The sequence below is a fragment of the Halotia branconii CENA392 genome (assembly GCF_029953635.1).
Taxonomy (GTDB): domain Bacteria; phylum Cyanobacteriota; class Cyanobacteriia; order Cyanobacteriales; family Nostocaceae; genus Halotia; species Halotia branconii.
Window position 1 is genome coordinate 3,521,277 of the sequence record NZ_CP124543.1, and the last position, 16,241, is coordinate 3,537,517.

General features: G+C 39.6%; 14 protein-coding genes and 1 pseudogene. 5 read left to right on the forward strand and 10 right to left on the reverse strand.

Features of this window, described 5'->3' with window-relative positions; genetic code table 11:
* Positions 1-563 precede the first annotated feature (563 nt).
* The 3 genes from QI031_RS15405 (at position 564) to QI031_RS15415 (ending at position 3,581) form a co-directional block, all read left to right on the forward strand.
* A complete protein-coding gene (locus tag QI031_RS15405; RefSeq protein ID WP_281486042.1) occupies positions 564-1,295 on the forward strand; it encodes a hypothetical protein in 732 nt (243 codons plus the stop codon).
* A gap of 242 nt (positions 1,296-1,537) precedes the next feature.
* Positions 1,538-2,305, forward strand: coding sequence for a DUF1350 family protein (locus QI031_RS15410; RefSeq protein ID WP_281480550.1), 768 nt, complete (start codon positions 1,538-1,540; stop codon positions 2,303-2,305).
* A gap of 139 nt (positions 2,306-2,444) precedes the next feature.
* Complete coding sequence (locus tag QI031_RS15415; RefSeq protein WP_281480551.1) at positions 2,445-3,581, forward strand: PP2C family protein-serine/threonine phosphatase; 1,137 nt, start codon at positions 2,445-2,447, stop codon at positions 3,579-3,581.
* Here the strand turns inward: QI031_RS15415 and QI031_RS15420 are convergent, their stop codons facing one another.
* The 9 genes and pseudogenes from QI031_RS15420 to QI031_RS15460 form a co-directional block, all read right to left on the reverse strand.
* A complete protein-coding gene (locus QI031_RS15420) occupies positions 3,582-3,914 on the reverse strand; it encodes an STAS domain-containing protein (RefSeq protein ID WP_281486043.1) in 333 nt (110 codons plus the stop codon).
* A 563-nt stretch (positions 3,915-4,477) separates the two neighbouring features.
* Complete coding sequence (locus QI031_RS15425; RefSeq protein ID WP_281480552.1) at positions 4,478-7,528, reverse strand: PAS domain S-box protein; 3,051 nt, start codon at positions 7,526-7,528, stop codon at positions 4,478-4,480.
* 543 nt (positions 7,529-8,071) lie between these two features.
* A pseudogene (locus tag QI031_RS15430) lies at positions 8,072-8,344 on the reverse strand (putative toxin-antitoxin system toxin component, PIN family); the annotation flags it as partial.
* Positions 8,345-8,356: 12 nt separating this feature from the next.
* A complete protein-coding gene (locus QI031_RS15435; protein WP_281480553.1) occupies positions 8,357-8,509 on the reverse strand; it encodes a hypothetical protein in 153 nt (50 codons plus the stop codon).
* Entirely contained in the window at positions 8,496-8,741 is a 246-nt protein-coding gene (locus tag QI031_RS15440) for a hypothetical protein (protein ID WP_281480555.1), read from the reverse strand. The genes QI031_RS15435 and QI031_RS15440 overlap by 14 nt, the downstream gene beginning before the upstream one ends.
* Before the next feature lie 229 nt (positions 8,742-8,970).
* Positions 8,971-9,072, reverse strand: a complete 102-nt coding sequence (locus QI031_RS15445; protein ID WP_281480556.1) for a tetratricopeptide repeat protein — start codon at positions 9,070-9,072, stop codon at positions 8,971-8,973.
* 154 nt (positions 9,073-9,226) lie between these two features.
* On the reverse strand, positions 9,227-9,895 hold the full coding sequence (gene grpE, locus QI031_RS15450; protein WP_281480557.1) for a nucleotide exchange factor GrpE: 669 nt from the start codon (positions 9,893-9,895) through the stop codon (positions 9,227-9,229).
* Between the two features lie 105 nt (positions 9,896-10,000).
* Complete coding sequence (locus QI031_RS15455) at positions 10,001-10,492, reverse strand: Dps family protein (RefSeq protein WP_281480558.1); 492 nt, start codon at positions 10,490-10,492, stop codon at positions 10,001-10,003.
* Positions 10,493-10,563: 71 nt separating this feature from the next.
* Positions 10,564-10,827 carry a ParB N-terminal domain-containing protein gene (locus QI031_RS15460; RefSeq protein WP_214438104.1) on the reverse strand — a complete coding sequence of 88 codons (264 nt, stop codon included), beginning with the start codon at positions 10,825-10,827 and terminating at the stop codon, positions 10,564-10,566.
* A 115-nt stretch (positions 10,828-10,942) separates the two neighbouring features.
* Between QI031_RS15460 and QI031_RS15465 the strand changes: the two genes are divergently transcribed.
* Positions 10,943-12,604 carry a SpoIID/LytB domain-containing protein gene (locus tag QI031_RS15465; RefSeq protein WP_281486044.1) on the forward strand — a complete coding sequence of 554 codons (1,662 nt, stop codon included), beginning with the start codon at positions 10,943-10,945 and terminating at the stop codon, positions 12,602-12,604.
* A gap of 1,303 nt (positions 12,605-13,907) precedes the next feature.
* Here the strand turns inward: QI031_RS15465 and QI031_RS15470 are convergent.
* On the reverse strand, positions 13,908-14,393 hold the full coding sequence (locus QI031_RS15470; RefSeq protein ID WP_281486045.1) for an allophycocyanin subunit alpha-B: 486 nt from the start codon (positions 14,391-14,393) through the stop codon (positions 13,908-13,910).
* Positions 14,394-14,511: 118 nt separating this feature from the next.
* Here QI031_RS15470 and rlmD point away from each other — a divergent pair, with 118 nt between their 5' ends.
* On the forward strand, positions 14,512-15,927 hold the full coding sequence (gene rlmD, locus QI031_RS15475) for a 23S rRNA (uracil(1939)-C(5))-methyltransferase RlmD (protein ID WP_281480559.1): 1,416 nt from the start codon (positions 14,512-14,514) through the stop codon (positions 15,925-15,927).
* The last annotated feature ends 314 nt before the right edge of the window (positions 15,928-16,241 follow it).

Below are 16,241 nucleotides of genomic sequence, written 5' to 3' on the forward strand. Positions count from 1 at the left end.
TAGATGAGTGGCTGTTTGCACCACCTTTTGGTAAATATAAACCATGAGTAGCACCCACAAGCTATATATTTATCAATAGTTAAAAGTTACCAAAGTTTCTCAGGTAACTGTGAGCGATCGCATCCTTGCCTGGGCTAGGGACTAGGGGCTTGGGGCTAGAAGCTTGGGGCTAAAGACTAGAGTGTACCTCATGTAATTGGGAACTGCTATTAAACACCTACTAAATTTTTGTATCTGCCTAATAATACTTGTAGTATTACTCAGTTTCAGCATGATGTAGGTTGTAGCAGATACAACTTGCTTAAAATCTAAATTATGTGCATTTATCAGTAAATGAATTGATCATATTTGGTTTAAAATTATAACGGTTTTCTCATGAATTAAATACACCACTCTAGCCTCTAACCCCTAGTTCCTAGCCCCTTTTTGTGACTAGAGTGTGTTACACATAACCAAAAAGCGCTACATTAACTCAATTAAAAAGTTTTGCACAAAATGCCTATATAGTTAGCAATCCCTAAATTTGATTGCTATATTGTATTAAACTAATTCTTATGGCAAAGATGGGTAAAGCTGTGCGTGATGATTTACATGGCTTAGAGATTAGTCAAAAAGAACTGCAAAAACTGACTAACTTGCCTGTGAAAGATGAATTAATAATCATTATTAACCCTTTGAAAGAGATTGTAAAAAAAACTGTAGAAAAAATCAAAGGTTCTGAGGGAGCTACTGTAATTTTTTTAGGTTTTTCTACATTCGTTTTCAGTTATCTTGTATTTGATATAATTATTAGATTGTTTGCTACATGGGTGACAGTTCCATCTTGGATATTGTTAATTATTTTATGCTTTTGGGGCGGAGGCGTGACACAAATTCTTTTATATGTTTGGTGGAAAAAGAGGTTAGAAATACTTAAAAATAATCTGACAAACTCTTTGCAAATTCTTTTACATGATGTTGATAGATATAATGCCGTTATTAAAGCAATAGATATTAATGATCAAATAGAAGAAGCTGGTAATCCTGGAGTCAGCATCAAAGAAAGAGAGAGAGTAATTGAAGCATTGCAACTTACTAAAACTGATTTAGTGCGGGCTTTAAAAACAGAAAGAATTTTGAGAGAGAATAAAAATTTTATCTTACGAAATACAGAGTTATTTGACAATAATTTAGCAACTTTAACGGCAATGCAAGTTACTGAACAGGCTACTGAGCATGGACGGTTACTTAATGAAGCATTGCAGATTGCCCTAGATGTGCAATATGAAATGAAAAGGTTGCAGAATCAAAGCTAAAAATTATACATTGGTTACATAAAGACAGATCTCAAGCTAGTGGTCTGTCAACCCAAAAATGAAGGGTTGAGGCAGGCAGGGAAAGAAAAGAACTGGACTTTTTCCCATTAACTCAGCAAACTCATCTTGATAGACTAATAGAAACATTCTTTGGATCAGCATAGCTTTTTTAATAAAGCATCACAACGTTGCAATCCAAGGTCTAACATAAAGTAATCTAAACAAAGCGATCGCCTGTAGGCATGGACTGGAAAGAAATTAGAGGTAATTGGGTACTTATTCCCCGTAATCCCATCGGTATTATCCATTTTTTGGGAGGTGCGTTTGTAGCTACAGCGCCGCACCTGACTTACCGCTGGTTACTAGAACAGTTGGCAGATAAGGGATATGTGATTATTGCTACGCCTTTTGTCAATACTTTGGATCATATTGCGATCGCTGAATCTGTATTGCTGAACTTTGATCGCACTATAGAACGGTTACACGATTCTACAGCATTACGCAAGCTCTATCTACCCGTTTACGGTGTTGGACACAGCATGGGTTGTAAACTCCACCTGCTTATCGGCAGCCTTTTTTCTATAGAGCGTGCAGGTAATATTTTAATATCTTTTAATAATTATGCTGCTAGGGATGCTATCCCCTTAGTAGAACAGCTTAATTCTACATTGGCAATTGAATTTACCCCTTCACCGTTAGAAACCAACCAGCTTGTACAATCACGCTATCAAATCCGCCGCAACCTATTAATCAAATTTAACAACGATACTATTGACCAATCAGCAGCTTTAACCAAAATTTTACAAGAACGTTTTCCGGAAATGGTGACAGCACAAACCTTACCAGGAACTCATACCACACCTCTAGGTCAAGATATCAAATGGCAAACAGGCGCATCATTCACTCCCTTTGATGCCTTTGGACAATGGTTCAAGCAAGAAATATACCGCGACTTGAACCAATTAAGACGCGCCATTCTCTTGTGGCTTAATCCTCTTTCACCACCATAATTTTTATGATGATCAAGTTTTATCAAGTCGATGAATAATTAAAAATGGGTTAGTAGAATGTTTGTCATCATACTACTAACCCATTAACTATTAAGATATTTTTTATTTTTTTATTAATTAATTTTTCTTACAATTGTCCATGTTTACAATACTAGTGATTGATGATGATATTTCAATACAAATATTCCTCAAAAGGCTGTTAGAAAAGCAAGGCTATCTAGTCGTTACTGCTAATGATGGAGACGAAGGCATTGCACAAGTAATAACTTGGAGTCCAGCATTAATTATTTGTGATTGGATCATGCCAGGTCTGAATGGTCTTGAAGTCTGTAACTACATCAAAACAGATCCGAATTTATCTACAATATTTTTTATTTTATTAACATCTTTGGATTCTGTGGCCGATCGCGTCAAAGGATTAGACGCTGGTGCTGATGATTTTATCTCTAAACCCATTGAACAAAATGAATTAAAAGCCAGGGTTAGAGCCGGATTACGCCTACACCAATTGAGTCGTGATTTACAAACTCAAAAGTTACTTTTAGAAACAGAATTAGCAGAAGCAGCAGAATATGTGCGATCGCTTCTACCTCTACCTGTAACTGAACCTTTCAATATTAATTCCCGATTCATTCCCTCACGCCAACTCGGCGGTGATTGTTTCGATTACTATTGGCTAGATCCCGACTATCTAGCAATATACTTGCTAGATACTGCTGGACATGGACTCAAAGCCACTCTCCCCTCAATTTCGGTGCTAAATCTGCTACGTTCCCGCGCCCTCAAAGATTTAAATTATTATCAACCGAGTGACGTACTCAGAGCGCTAAATGAAACCTTCCAAATGAATTATCAAAATGACAAATACTTTACTATTTGGTACGGAGTTTATAATCGAATTAAACGCCAGTTAATTTATGCTAGTGCAGGTCATCCACCAGCAATATTGATATCTGGAAAGTCTCCTAAAAACACTAAAGTCCAACTATTAAGAACTCCAGGTATGCCAGTTGGTATGTTTCCGGAAGTCAAATATGTTGATGCTTGTTGCAATATTGAAAAATTTAGCAATCTTTATATTTTTAGTGATGGTACTTACGAAATTACTAAATCAGATGGCACACTTTGGAGTTTGGATGCTTTTATTCAGATATTAGTTAGCTTACAGTATACTGTTGATTGCCAACTCGATCAGGTATTGAATTACTTGATCGCTTTGAACTCCAAAGAGGCTTTTGATGATGATTTATCAATCCTACAAGTTAAATTTGATTAATTAGTTTTTAGAAAGTAAAACCTGATTGAAATCATCTTGATTAGAAAATATTTCAAACACTTTATCCATCCCGGTTAATTCAAATAATATTCTTACTTGTTCATTAATAGAGCAAAGAACCATATCTATATCTGCCGCCCGTAATGTTTTGAATGCTAATACTAGCGCACCCAAAGCTGAACTATCCATAAAAGTTACATCTTGGCAATCAACTAACACAGTTTTTGCCCCGCTTTCTATCAGATTAGTGATATTCTGTCGTAACTCCTGAGAATTAGTAGTGTTGACAATTCCACTGAGCTTGACGACTTTAACTTGCATTTGCTGATTCATAATATGCGCGACCGATTTGCTGTAAAGTAATATGTCGATTTTTCTAGTATTATATACCACATAGCCATTTTTGGAAAAAGCTACCCAAATGAAAGCCATGAATTATTCATTATTATTGATGCATAATAAATACTAATCTATAACAATCAACTATCAACTATTTCTATTTCGTTTATATAGTATTCAAAACACAGAAATATTTAACTTGTTGATAGACAACTTAAAAAGTAATTATTAGTCATATTCTTGTTAGCAGCTAAACTATTATAGAAGTTACGCAATCACTCTCTGAAACGTTTTTAACTTAGTGTACTTTGTCTTGAAAAGTTTGTTACGGAGGAGCCAGTGCGGTCTTGGGGGTTTCCACGCCACTTGCTTCAACGGGGGGAACCCCCGCAACGCAGTGGCTCCCCATGAGCAACTGGCGTTGGAAACCCTCCTAACAACTTTTCGCTGTGTCTTTGTGGTTAGTTTTTCCCTGATTTTGCGTAATTCATTTATTTAGTAAATTAAGAAAGTAACTATTAATACTCACTTACAATTTGCTGTAAAAACCCAGTAATTCACTCTTGGCGCAGAGGAATATTGATTATAAACTCAGTGCCACTTCCTAGCTGTGAAATACATTTTAAGGAACCACCATGTTTTTGACAAATAATTTGATAACTAATAGATAACCCCATACCAGTACCTTTGCCAATGGGTTTAGTAGTAAAGAAAGGTTCAAATAGTCGCTCTTTAACTGCTTCTGGTATACCTGTGCCGTTATCAGCAATACAAATCTGTACTTGATTTGGTGTTAGTAGTTGAGTACGAATGTGAATCTGAGGATTGTTAGTAGTTAGTTGTTCGTTCTCATGACTCTTTAGCGAATTATTTGGGGAATCCACGCTAGGTAATTTTTTTTGCAGCAATGACTCTTCTAGAGCATCAATCGCATTTGCTAAAATATTCATAAATACTTGGTTTAGTTGTCCAGCATAACATTCAACCAAAGGCAAATCGCTATATTCTTTAACAATTTGAATAGAGCAGCGATTAGGTGTAGATTTAATGCGATGTTCCAGAATCATCAGAGTGCTGTCGATTCCTTCATGGATATTTACCTCTTTCATTTCGGCTTCATCCATGCGAGAAAAAGTGCGTAGTGACACTACAATATCTCGAATACGTTGTGCTCCAACTTTCATAGAATTGAGCATTTGGGGTAAGTCTTCAATGAGAAATTCTAGATCTATATCTTGTGCTAATTCTTGAATTGGTAGTATGGGTTCAGGATAGTATTGCTGATATAATTGCACCATTTCTAGTAAATCTTGAGTATAGTCGTCAGCATGGGCAAGATTTCCATAAATGAAGTTGACAGGGTTATTAATTTCGTGGGCAACACCCGCTACCAACTGCCCTAATCCTGACATTTTCTCGCTTTGGACAAGCTGCATTTGAGTCTGCTGGAGTTCTTTGATTGCTCTTTCTAGATCTTCTTTCTGTTGCTTTAATTGAGTTTCTGCCTGTTTGCGCTCAGTGATATTAAATGTAGTTCCTACTAATCGATAAGTTTTACTTTCACTATCTTTGAGTGGATTAATGGTAGTTAACCACCAACTTTCTTGATTGTGGAAAGTTAGGCACTCTTCGTAATTAATGGGCTTATCTGCTTCTAGACAGCTTAAATATCTTTTACGGATTTCCGCACCTTCAACTGCACCATGTACAGACTCTGGTGTTGCACCAATTACATCTATCCTATTGATACCAGTGGCACGCTCTGTGGCTGGGTTCCAACCCGTAAAACAAAAATCACCATCTTTTAGAACATCCACAACAAATATGGCATGTTCTGAACCATCATAAACACTACGTAGAAATTGCTCTTTTTCCTTTAATTGTGTTTCTGCTCGTTTCAACTCTGTGATATCAAGTACCATTGATGCAATGCTAATCAATTTGCCATTATCAGCTATTAAAGGGCTGTTATACCACTCGCAGATAATTGTTCTATTGTCTTTGGTGAGGTTCTCGTTGACACTCCAAGTTCCCCCTTGTTGCTGCAAAAGAGCAACTGTTACTTGTTTTACATGTTCTCTAGCAACCTCAGGAACTAAAAAGTCAAGATAACGACCTAAAACTTCACTTTTGCTGTATCCAAAAATTCTTTCCGCCGCAGGATTCCATTCTTGAATCTCAAATTTGGTATCCCATTCAATCACACCTATTGGTGTTTGTTGAATCAAAAGTGCTAGTCTTTGCTGCGAAGCCCTCAGATCTGCTGCTGCGTGTAGCCGTTCAATAATCTCAGCTTGTAAAGCTTCTGTACTGTGTGCCAGTTCTTTAGTTCTCGCTTCTACCTGTTTTTCTAGTTCTGCGTAAGATTGTTGGAGTGCCTCCTCAGCCTGTTTAAGACGCGTTACATCCATGATTAGACCATCCCAAATAATAGCCCCATCTGCTTGTAGTTCTGGGCGGGATGCGGCTTGTAGCCATTTGATTTGTCCATTGGGGAAAACAATTCGTCCTTCCCATTGCCAAGGTTGTAAGGTTTGAGCAGAAGCAGCGATCGCTTGTTCAAAATTCTGACGTTCATCTGGATGGACAATTGAAATAATCAAATTAGGATTGGCTTGAATTTGTTCTGGTGTTAACCCGTACAATTCATAAGAGCCAGAATTAATATATGGAAAGGATATTGAACCATCAGGATGCAGCATAAATTGGTAGAGCATTCCCGGTACATTAGCCGAGAGCTTCTGCAATTTTGCCTCACTATGGCGTAGAGCTTCTTCTGTAATTTTGCGTTTGGTGATATCTTCATAAGTACCCAGAATGCCAACTACATCACCTTGAGCATTGCACAGTGGAATTTTATTGGTATTCATCCAAGATTCCTGTTGGTTTCTGATGATTTCCAATTCTGGGATGCCTGATTCCATGACTCGGCGATCGCATTCTCGATACCAGTCAGCCTTGTCTTTTTTTCCAGGTAAATCATAGTCCCTAAGTCCTACAATATTCTCTGGTGAATCTACACCTGTGACTTGAGCAAATTTTCGGTTGCAACCTAAATACACTGAATCAAGGTCTTTCCAAAAAATTAATTGGGGGATGTTATCGATTACTAATTGTAGTAGTTGTTTTGAGTGGCGCAGTTCAACTTCTATTTGTTTAGACTGTATGATGTTCTGCGTTATGTCTCGAATATTACCGACCAAAAACTGATTACCTGCACTATCTTGAAACAAAGATTTTTTAGTAGAGATAAAGTGCGTTACACCTTGAGCATCAGTCAGAGATTCTTCATTTTCATTAGTCATGCCCGTGGTGAAGACAAGTTCATCTTTTTCCCAAAACACATCTGCTTCTGCTTTGGGGAAAAAGTCATAATCTGACTTACCAATCAATTCTTCTCGTTTAAATCCCAAGAAGTTACAAAAAGCATCATTGAGCAACATCAAACGATGTTGGCGGTCTTTGACAAAAATCGGATCTTCTGTACCGTTGATAATCTGGAGTAAAAAGGTTGCAGAGAAATCTTCTTGAGAGTTGTCTAATGAACAACTGCTGGCGAGTTTTTGTAGCTGATCACCAGACTCATTTATTTTGTTGTCCTTTTGCATGTCCAAAATCCTGTTTGTAAGCGTTTTAGCCTCCGATGACTGGAGGTTAGATCTATCATCATCACTTTGAGAAAATTTCTCTAAAGCGATCGCCTCTGCTGTTTTAGTATTCCCAATGTCCTTGATTTTTCAACAGAACCAAAAAACCTCATGTGTACTTAGAGATCTGCGGGTTAATAGTGTCCCAACTAATCGGGTTTCGACTGCGCGGTAGTTGAGCGTAGTCGAAACTCAACCCTCGACTGTCGAGAGTTAAGCGTAGCCGAAGGGCGTAGTCGAAGTGTCGAAACTCGGTTGATTGGTACTTTATTTTCACGCAAGTCCCTTAGTACCACTGCGGATAAATCCCCATCTGTCAGGTTTTTGCAGCATAAATAACAGCAGAGAGTCAATTCCTTTAATTCCTTGACTCTTTGCTTTCGTGGCTACCACCTTTCCCACACTACTTAGGTGTAAAAATCCCGAAATGCAGAAATCACCCATTCACCCCAACCACCAACTAACTTGAAATTTGGCAGGGTTTACGTCTCAACGAGCTTTTTATCAGGTGTAGGATAATTTATTCCAATTCTTTGCCAAAAATTCTTGAACAGTCAAAATCTCAATGCCTCTCCAGGGTTTTAGCACTAGCAGATCATCATCTCCGGTCAAAATACATTCCGCTTTTCCACTGACTGCTAATTCCAGATATTTGTTATCTTTGGGATCTCGACATTCATTAATCTGTTCAGTTATGTTAATGAACTGTACAGTTTCGGACAAATCCACCAGGAAATCGTTTCGTTCTTTTGGGGTGGTGTATCGATTAAATTTGGGTCGAGCGAGTACTTATTCTAACTCCAGCCAAATAGGCTCGGACATCAACAATTGTCCTAAATCTTGAGCTTTTCTGAGTGCGCGATCTGGTTTGCTCCCTGGTAATAAAACTGCGCTGATGATGACATTGACATCACACACAAACTGTCTTTCATTCATCATCATTCAAAATGGACTCCAAAATCTCTGGCGTTAAACCCCTTTTTGCGGCTCGTCTGCCAATTTCATCCATTGTCTGTCTGAGCTTGGCAATGGCTTCTTGCCTGCAAGTCATTGAAGACTTAAGTAACACTGCGATCCGGGCTTCAATTTGTGAGCGTTCTTCTGGCGTGGCATTGCGGTATGCCTCTGCTACCTCAGACGGCACTTTGATGGTAATTTCTTCTTTAGTAATCATGGTCTGTTCACTTCCATAATTTCTCATCTTTAATCATGTTACTTCCTCGGCTCAGAGTTGTATTTGAGAGCCAATTTTGTTCACTGTTCTAATTTAATTTCAGCTTATTCTCCAGCAATGCTTTCATTTGCTGGGAATGGGTATTTTCAGGAAACATCCGCAGCAAATCCGTCAGATTCTGAATGGCATCTCGAATCTTAGTTTGGAAAGTGTTCTGCGTAGCGTTTCATTAAACTATAGGTAATACCTCGACTTGCGATCGCCCACTCATATTGGGGTCAAGTTCAATAGTGCGGTTGAAGTCTTGCGATGCTTCCTCGTAGCGTTTCATTAAACTATAGGTAATACCTCGATGAGCGATCGCTCTATCATAAGTAGGACTTGCTGAAAAAGTTTTATGGCTAGGATTAGGAACAATTTTGTATCAGCCTGATTTAACATGTGCCTTCCTTGGAGACGCAATTTATCGTAAATCTGATAAGGCTTCAAGCAGGTAAGTATGTTACAGGACTGACTTTGGCTCGATAAAGTAATTTTTCGCCTTGAAGGTAGCCAGTGTAGCGCACCTTGACTAATTCACCGACTTGTGCGGTACCTTCTATTAATTGATGCAATTGCGGATCATAAGGTAATTCTGCTCCCACAGGTGCGATCGCTTCTACTCCCCAGGTCTGCAAAAGTTTTTCTAGGGGTTTTTGCACCAGTGGCACTATTTTTACTGCTGCTAACTGCGGATTTTCTTGGGCTTTTTGGGCTGCTGTCGGCCATTGCAATAATAAAGATTCTAGTAATTGCAAACTTGACTGCTGAAACTCTTGCTGTAACAACTCTCGCTGTTGTTCTAGCACCAGTTGCGATCGCTGATACTCTATTTTTAAATCTGCAATTTCTTGTAATAATTCTTGATTTGGTGCTATTTTTTCTTCTACCAAATTTACACTTGAAAAAGTTGCGATTAATTCACTTAATGGCACTTGTAGTGCTGACGACAGTTTGAGCAGTACATTTACCCGCATCTGCTCTAGCTTTCCCCGTCGTAACTGCAAAATTTGATGCTCTGAGACGCTAGTAGCGCGACTCAGAGCTTTAAAACTAGAAATTCCTACGTGTTGCATCAAGGCTTGCAACTTACAGGTGAAATCAGAATTAGACATTTAGAAATTGGGCATGGGGTATGGAGCATGGGGCATGGGGTATTAGTGGTTAAGTTTTTTTCCTTATTTTCTATTCCCTATGCCCTATGCCCTATTACCTATTCCCTATTCTTCCAGTAAACTCCTCAACATCCAAGCAGTTTTTTCATGGACTTGCATCCGTTGAGTTAATAAATCAGCTGTGGGTTCGTCGTTCACTTCTTCGACTACAGGAAAAATAGACCGTGCAGTCCGGACTACGGCTTCTTGTCCTTTTACTAGTAAGCTGATCATTTCTTTAGCTTTAGGAACTCCTGGTGTTTCTGGAATCGAACTCAGCTTGGCATATTCGCTGTAAGTTCCTGGTGCGGGATAGCCAAGCGCTCTAATCCTTTCGGCAATTAAATCAACTGCTAAGGCTAGTTCTGTATACTGGGTCTCAAACATCAAATGTAACGTTTGGAACATTGGCCCTGTCACGTTCCAGTGGAAGTTATGAGTTTTTAGATACAGTGTATAAGTGTCGGCTAACAGGCGAGACAGCCCCTCGGCAATTTTAGCTCTGTTTGCTTCGTCTATACCAATATTTACATTTTTGACTGTTGCTTGAGATGACATAATTTTCTCCTAATGGGTTGTATGTTAGTAGTCAGTTGTTTCTTTTTTTCAATGATTCAGTGATCATCAGCTTATGCTAAGTGCATTTTCAAAACGCTACGATTAGCTTTGCGAACTCTGGCCAAAATGGTTTCTTTGCCTAAACGCTGGCAAGCTTCATACCGATGGCAACCAGAAAAGCCATAATACTGTCCATCTACTTCTAGGACATCAATAGGTTCTTGCTGCCCAATTGCTGCAATTGATTCCATCAGGTCTTCTACCTTATTTGGATCGTTTGCACGGGGCAATGGGCGTTTAATTTGATTTAATGGAATTTCTTGGACTCTAACCATAATAGAGTTGACCCAACTAGTTCTGTTTTGTACCTTTAAATAAATCATAGTCATTATGACTTCGTTTTGCAACTTTTTTGGGAGCAAAACTGGTAATGGTATCATTGGAGCGTTCATGCGACAAAACCACTACGCTACAAAGCAACTGGAAAATCCGCCCCGCCGCCGCATTCAGGGGCGAAATCAGGTCATGAAATTTTCGCTATGGCGTTTTTCTTATACTGTATTGACGACATTTTGTTTGTTGGGGCTAACAGCAGCATCTGGGCCTGAGAACAATCTCAAGGATGTAGAACTCAAAATTGGGATTGTGCAGCGATTTGGTGAAAAACCCACAGCCAAGTTACAACTAGAACCCACAAAAGGCGATCGTCTCAGATTAAAATTCAAGTCAGGTAACAAACAACAGATTTTAGTGACTGCAAACCCCGTCAAGCTAGAAACGGTAATGCAACCGTTACGGCAACCTGTTGTTGAAGAAGTAGTAGTCTTAGGTACTTACCGCACCTTTGAAACAGCAGAAGACAGTGCTAACAAATGGCGCGCCCAGGGAATAGAAGTAGAAATAGCCCAGCCAGAACGCTGGCAAGTTTGGGCAAAGCGAGATGTATACAGTACTCCTTTACTGCGTCGCTTACTATTCCAAAGTGTACAAACAATAGAGAAAAACACGGCATATATTGATACCAAAATATTGCAACAAGTGCCGCGAGTTAATTGGGTAGTGAATGGTAAACGTTATAGCCTCAATTCTTTAGCAATTAGCGCCAGTAAAAACTTGATTCGGGTGAATAAAGGCGACAAACCAGAAAATGCTCGTCTTTATGCAGGGCAGCTAAATTTACAGCCAAATGCTTACGGTACATACACTTTAGTTAATCAAGTTCCCTTAGAAACGTATTTGCGCGGAGTTGTACCACACGAAATTGGTGCGAATGCACCAGTCGCAGCGGTAGAAGCCCAAGCTATTTTGGCACGGACTTATGCCTTGAGGAATTTACGCAGGTTTGCTACAGATGACTATCAATTATGTGCTGATACTCATTGTCAAGTTTATTACGGACTGAATGGGACAGTTGCCAAAACAGATAAGGCGATCGCGGCAACTAGAAGTATGGTATTAACATATAATAACCAGCTAGTAGATGCCCTGTATTCTTCTACTACTGGTGGTGTTACTGCTTCCTTCAGTGATATTTGGAATGGTGAAGATCGTCCTTATTTATACCCTGTAATTGATGCTGCTACTAATCGTTGGAATTTGTCTCAGCAAAATCTAGCCGATGAAAAGAATTTTCAGAAATTTATTAGTGTGCAGCAAGGATTTAATGAAAGCAAATGGGACATGTTTCGTTGGCGTAGGGAAACTAGTCTAGAAGATATCACTAAAGTCTTGCAGAAATTTTTGCGAGTTAAAAACAGTCCCTATGCCAAATTTAAAAAAGTTGAAGCGATGGCTGTAACTAAGCGCAGTCAAAGTGGACGCATTCTCGAACTCGCGGTGAAAACTGATATTGGCACTTTTACTCTACATAAAGACGAGGTTCGTAGTGCCTTTACAGCTCCTGTGAGTACGCTTTTTTACATAGAGCCTCTCAATAAAGGTAAACCTCATCTCTGGGGATTTGCTTTCGTTGGTGGTGGATTAGGACATGGAGTCGGCTTGAGTCAAACAGGCGCTCAAAATTTAGCTAATCTAGGTTGGTCGAGTCCAAAAATTCTTCAATTTTACTATCCTGGTACTCAAATTAAACTTCTCAGCAAAGAGATGTTTTAAATCATCAAAAGGCGACGGGACACCCACTTCAAAGAGGAGTGGGAGGAATAGCACTTCGGCTTACTTCGACTACGCTCAGTACAAGTCGCTCAGTACAAGACGCTCAGTGACCATCGTCCCGTCGCCGTCGGATGTCAGTAGTCAGCGATACACTGAGTTTTGACTGCGCGGCAGTTGAGCGTAGCCGAAACTTAACTACCGCGTAGCCAAAGTGTGGTAAGTAGCAAAAATAATTGACTACTGACCACTAACACGAAATTCCGCCCCTTCCAGGGATGAGCTTAAATTTAGACTTTTCACCAAATCAGATTGAAAAAGCACATATAGCAAAAAGGAGTTTTCCTCTAAATGTGTTGTTTCCATTTCTACAACAACATTTAGTAAATAATCAGTGGAATTTTAACAGGGAACAGAGAGCAAAAAATTTAGTTTTCTCAGGACAGTAAGAATGCTTAAGTTTTTACATTGAGATAATTAGGTGTAGTCCAGTGTTTCCACAGTTTTAGGCAAGAAAGATATTCTATAGAATAATTCTTGAATATACAAGGTCTAAAATTTGAAATATTCATGAATCCAATAATTTAGAAGAGCGATCGCTTCTCAACTAAAGTCCTCTGTCTGAAAGTTACCCAAAAAACAGTACTAAAATAAATCGCCCTACTAAACAATATATTTAGTGGTTATTAACTTAATAACAGCTAGGCATCTACCGAAAGTTAGAATTTTTTTGGTGTATGCAGTTTAGCTGTAACAGTCCAGTGATAACAATCACATAGATTGATGATTAAGATCGTCTCCCTTCAAAGGTCAACTTGGCATAATTACTAATAACTGAACTCTAGCCGAGTCATTAATAGGGAACACACTAATCGCCGACAGCTGTCAAAGACTGTCGGCTTTTTATTTCTGGGTAAATTTACCTTTTAAAACGTGAACAGGGAGAAATAGGCAGGGGAGCAGTGTTTCGACTACGCTCAACAACCGGGGCAGGGGGGCAGTGTTTCGACTACGCTCAACAACCGGGGTAGGGGAGAATAATGATCTCTATGCGCTATGCCCCATGCCCAATGCCCCAAGCGGCAGGACATTAAACCTCCTCACTCACAAGAAAATAAAATTCCCGCCGCTTTCAATAAAATTTCCCCACAGTTGGTTGATAGCTTGACACAGAGTTTGCCAAAGCCACTACCAACGATGGGGAGGGTATGATCAAATTAGAAATCTTATGGATACTGAAGTGCTAAGACCTTACACTCACTCTATGAAACCGGAGTATACGCCTAAAGCCAGCATAAACTTTGCATTAAGACATCGCTTGAATGATGTAATCAAAGTAGGGTGCTGCTTCGGCGGCATCTTCTGCACTGAGTAAGTCGAGGGAGGCTTTTTTCAGAGAACTGATAGCTTCTACCATCCCAGGCACAGGAACGCCCAAAGAATTGTACATTTCCCGAACACCAATTAAACCAATTTTTTCAATTGGGCCTTTGTCACCGGCAAGTACACCATAGGTAATCAGGCGTAAGTACCAGCCAAAGTCACGCACACACAGAGAACGCTGACGTTCACCATAAGCGTTACCACCAGGGGCAATAAAGTCAGGACGCTTTTGCCAAAGCTGTTTAGTTGCTTGTTGAACAATCTTTTTTTCGTTTTCTGCTAGAGTAGCAGCAATCCGCGTCCGTTGTTCGCCGGTTTGCAAAAAGTCTTTGATATTTTTGAGTTCACCACTACTGGGGTAGCGCAGTTCGTCGTCGGCTTGGAGAATAACTTGGCTAATTACAGTCATGATTGTTGCAATCACACGAAATATATTTGCTAGTTTAACGAGTCTGAGGTACACAAGTGAAGAGATCAGGCAAGTTAGAGAAAGATGAAGGAAACAACTGACCACTGACAACTGACCAATGACTAAAACAATTTGGCAACAGGGTGAATTAATTGAAGTAGCGATCGCAGATCTCAGCGATACAGGCGATGGTGTAGGACGTTTTGATCAGCGTGTGGTATTTGTCCCGGATACTGTCCCAGGCGATCGCGCTATAGTTCGCTTAGTACACGTCAAGCCTAAATATGCTCACGGCAGACTCCAGCAGCTATTGCAATCATCTCCTCACCGGCTTCGGCCTAGTTGCATTGTGGCTGATAAATGTGGCGGTTGTCAGTGGCAGCATATTAGTTATGAATATCAGCTAACAGCCAAGCAAAATCAAGTTATTCAAGCTTTAGAACGGATTGGTGGTTTCGTTGCACCGCCAGTAAACCCGGTGCTGACGGCTATCTCACCTTTGGGTTATCGCAACAAAGCTACTTATCCTTTGGGCATTTCTACTACAGGTCAAGTACAGGCTGGTTACTACCAAAAAGGTAGCCATCAATTAATTAACCTGAATCAATGCCCAGTCCAAGATCCTCGATTAAATCCTTTACTTGCTGAGGTTAAGCAAGATATCCAAAAGCGCGATTGGTCAATTTACGACGAACAGCATCACCAAGGAATACTTCGCCATCTAAGTTTACGCATTGGCCGACGCACAGGAGAAATGTTGTTAACCTTAATAGTCAAGGATTGGAATTTACCAAAAGTTGAAAATCAAGCCCAGGAATGGTTACAGCGTTATCCCCAGTTAGTAGGAGTGTCGTTAAACCGCAATAGCGATCGCACAAATGCTATCTTTGGATCAGAAACCCGTTGTCTTGCTGGAGTTCCTTATCTGCGAGAAAAGTTTGCTGGATTAGAATTTCAAGTCCGTCCAGATACATTTTTTCAAGTTTGTACAGAAACAGCAGAAGCACTATTACAGGTAATTCAGTCAGAACTAAATCTTCAAGGTCATGAGTTGTTAGTTGATGCTTATTGTGGTATAGGGACTCTAACTTTACCTCTAGCCAAACAAGTACGCCAAGCAACAGGATTGGAATTACAACCACAAGCAGTAGAACAAGCAATTTTAAATGCCCAACACAACGGAATTAATAATGTGAAATTTCAAGCAGGGGCAGTAGAAAAATTGTTGCCAAAAATGGGAACAATACCAGATGTGGTACTACTCGATCCGCCACGTAAAGGATGCGATCGCGCTGTAATCGAATCTTTAATGCAGTCGAAACCTCCGCGCATTGTTTACGTCAGCTGTAAAGTAGCCACCCTGGCTCGTGACCTGAAATTGCTGTGCCAAGATGGACTGTACACAATCACATGCATCCAACCTGCTGATTTTTTTCCTCAAACGGCTCATGTGGAAGTTGCCGCCTTTCTTGTGTTATCACAGTTAGGCAAGGGTCATGAATCTTTTCAAAAAACTGAAATTTCAAATTTGTAGTCTAGTGCATAAGAAAAATGCTAAAATTGAATTAACCTTAAATTCAAATAACTTTGTTAAAAAAATTTAAAGTTGCATACACTCTAAAACACATGAATTTGGATTGTCTAAAGTAAAAATCGGCAATGTAAAGAGCATCCTAATACTCTTCTCATTTCCCAGCATCTTTATTAAGTTGCTAACTGCATTAGCAGATTGACCAAAGCCGTTTTATGTATCAGCAATCTCACTTCATGAACAGAGTAAATGCTCCCTAGCATTTTCAAAATATTAGTATCAAAGACGCAAGTTTGAAGGCAGTATGACCACCTCAA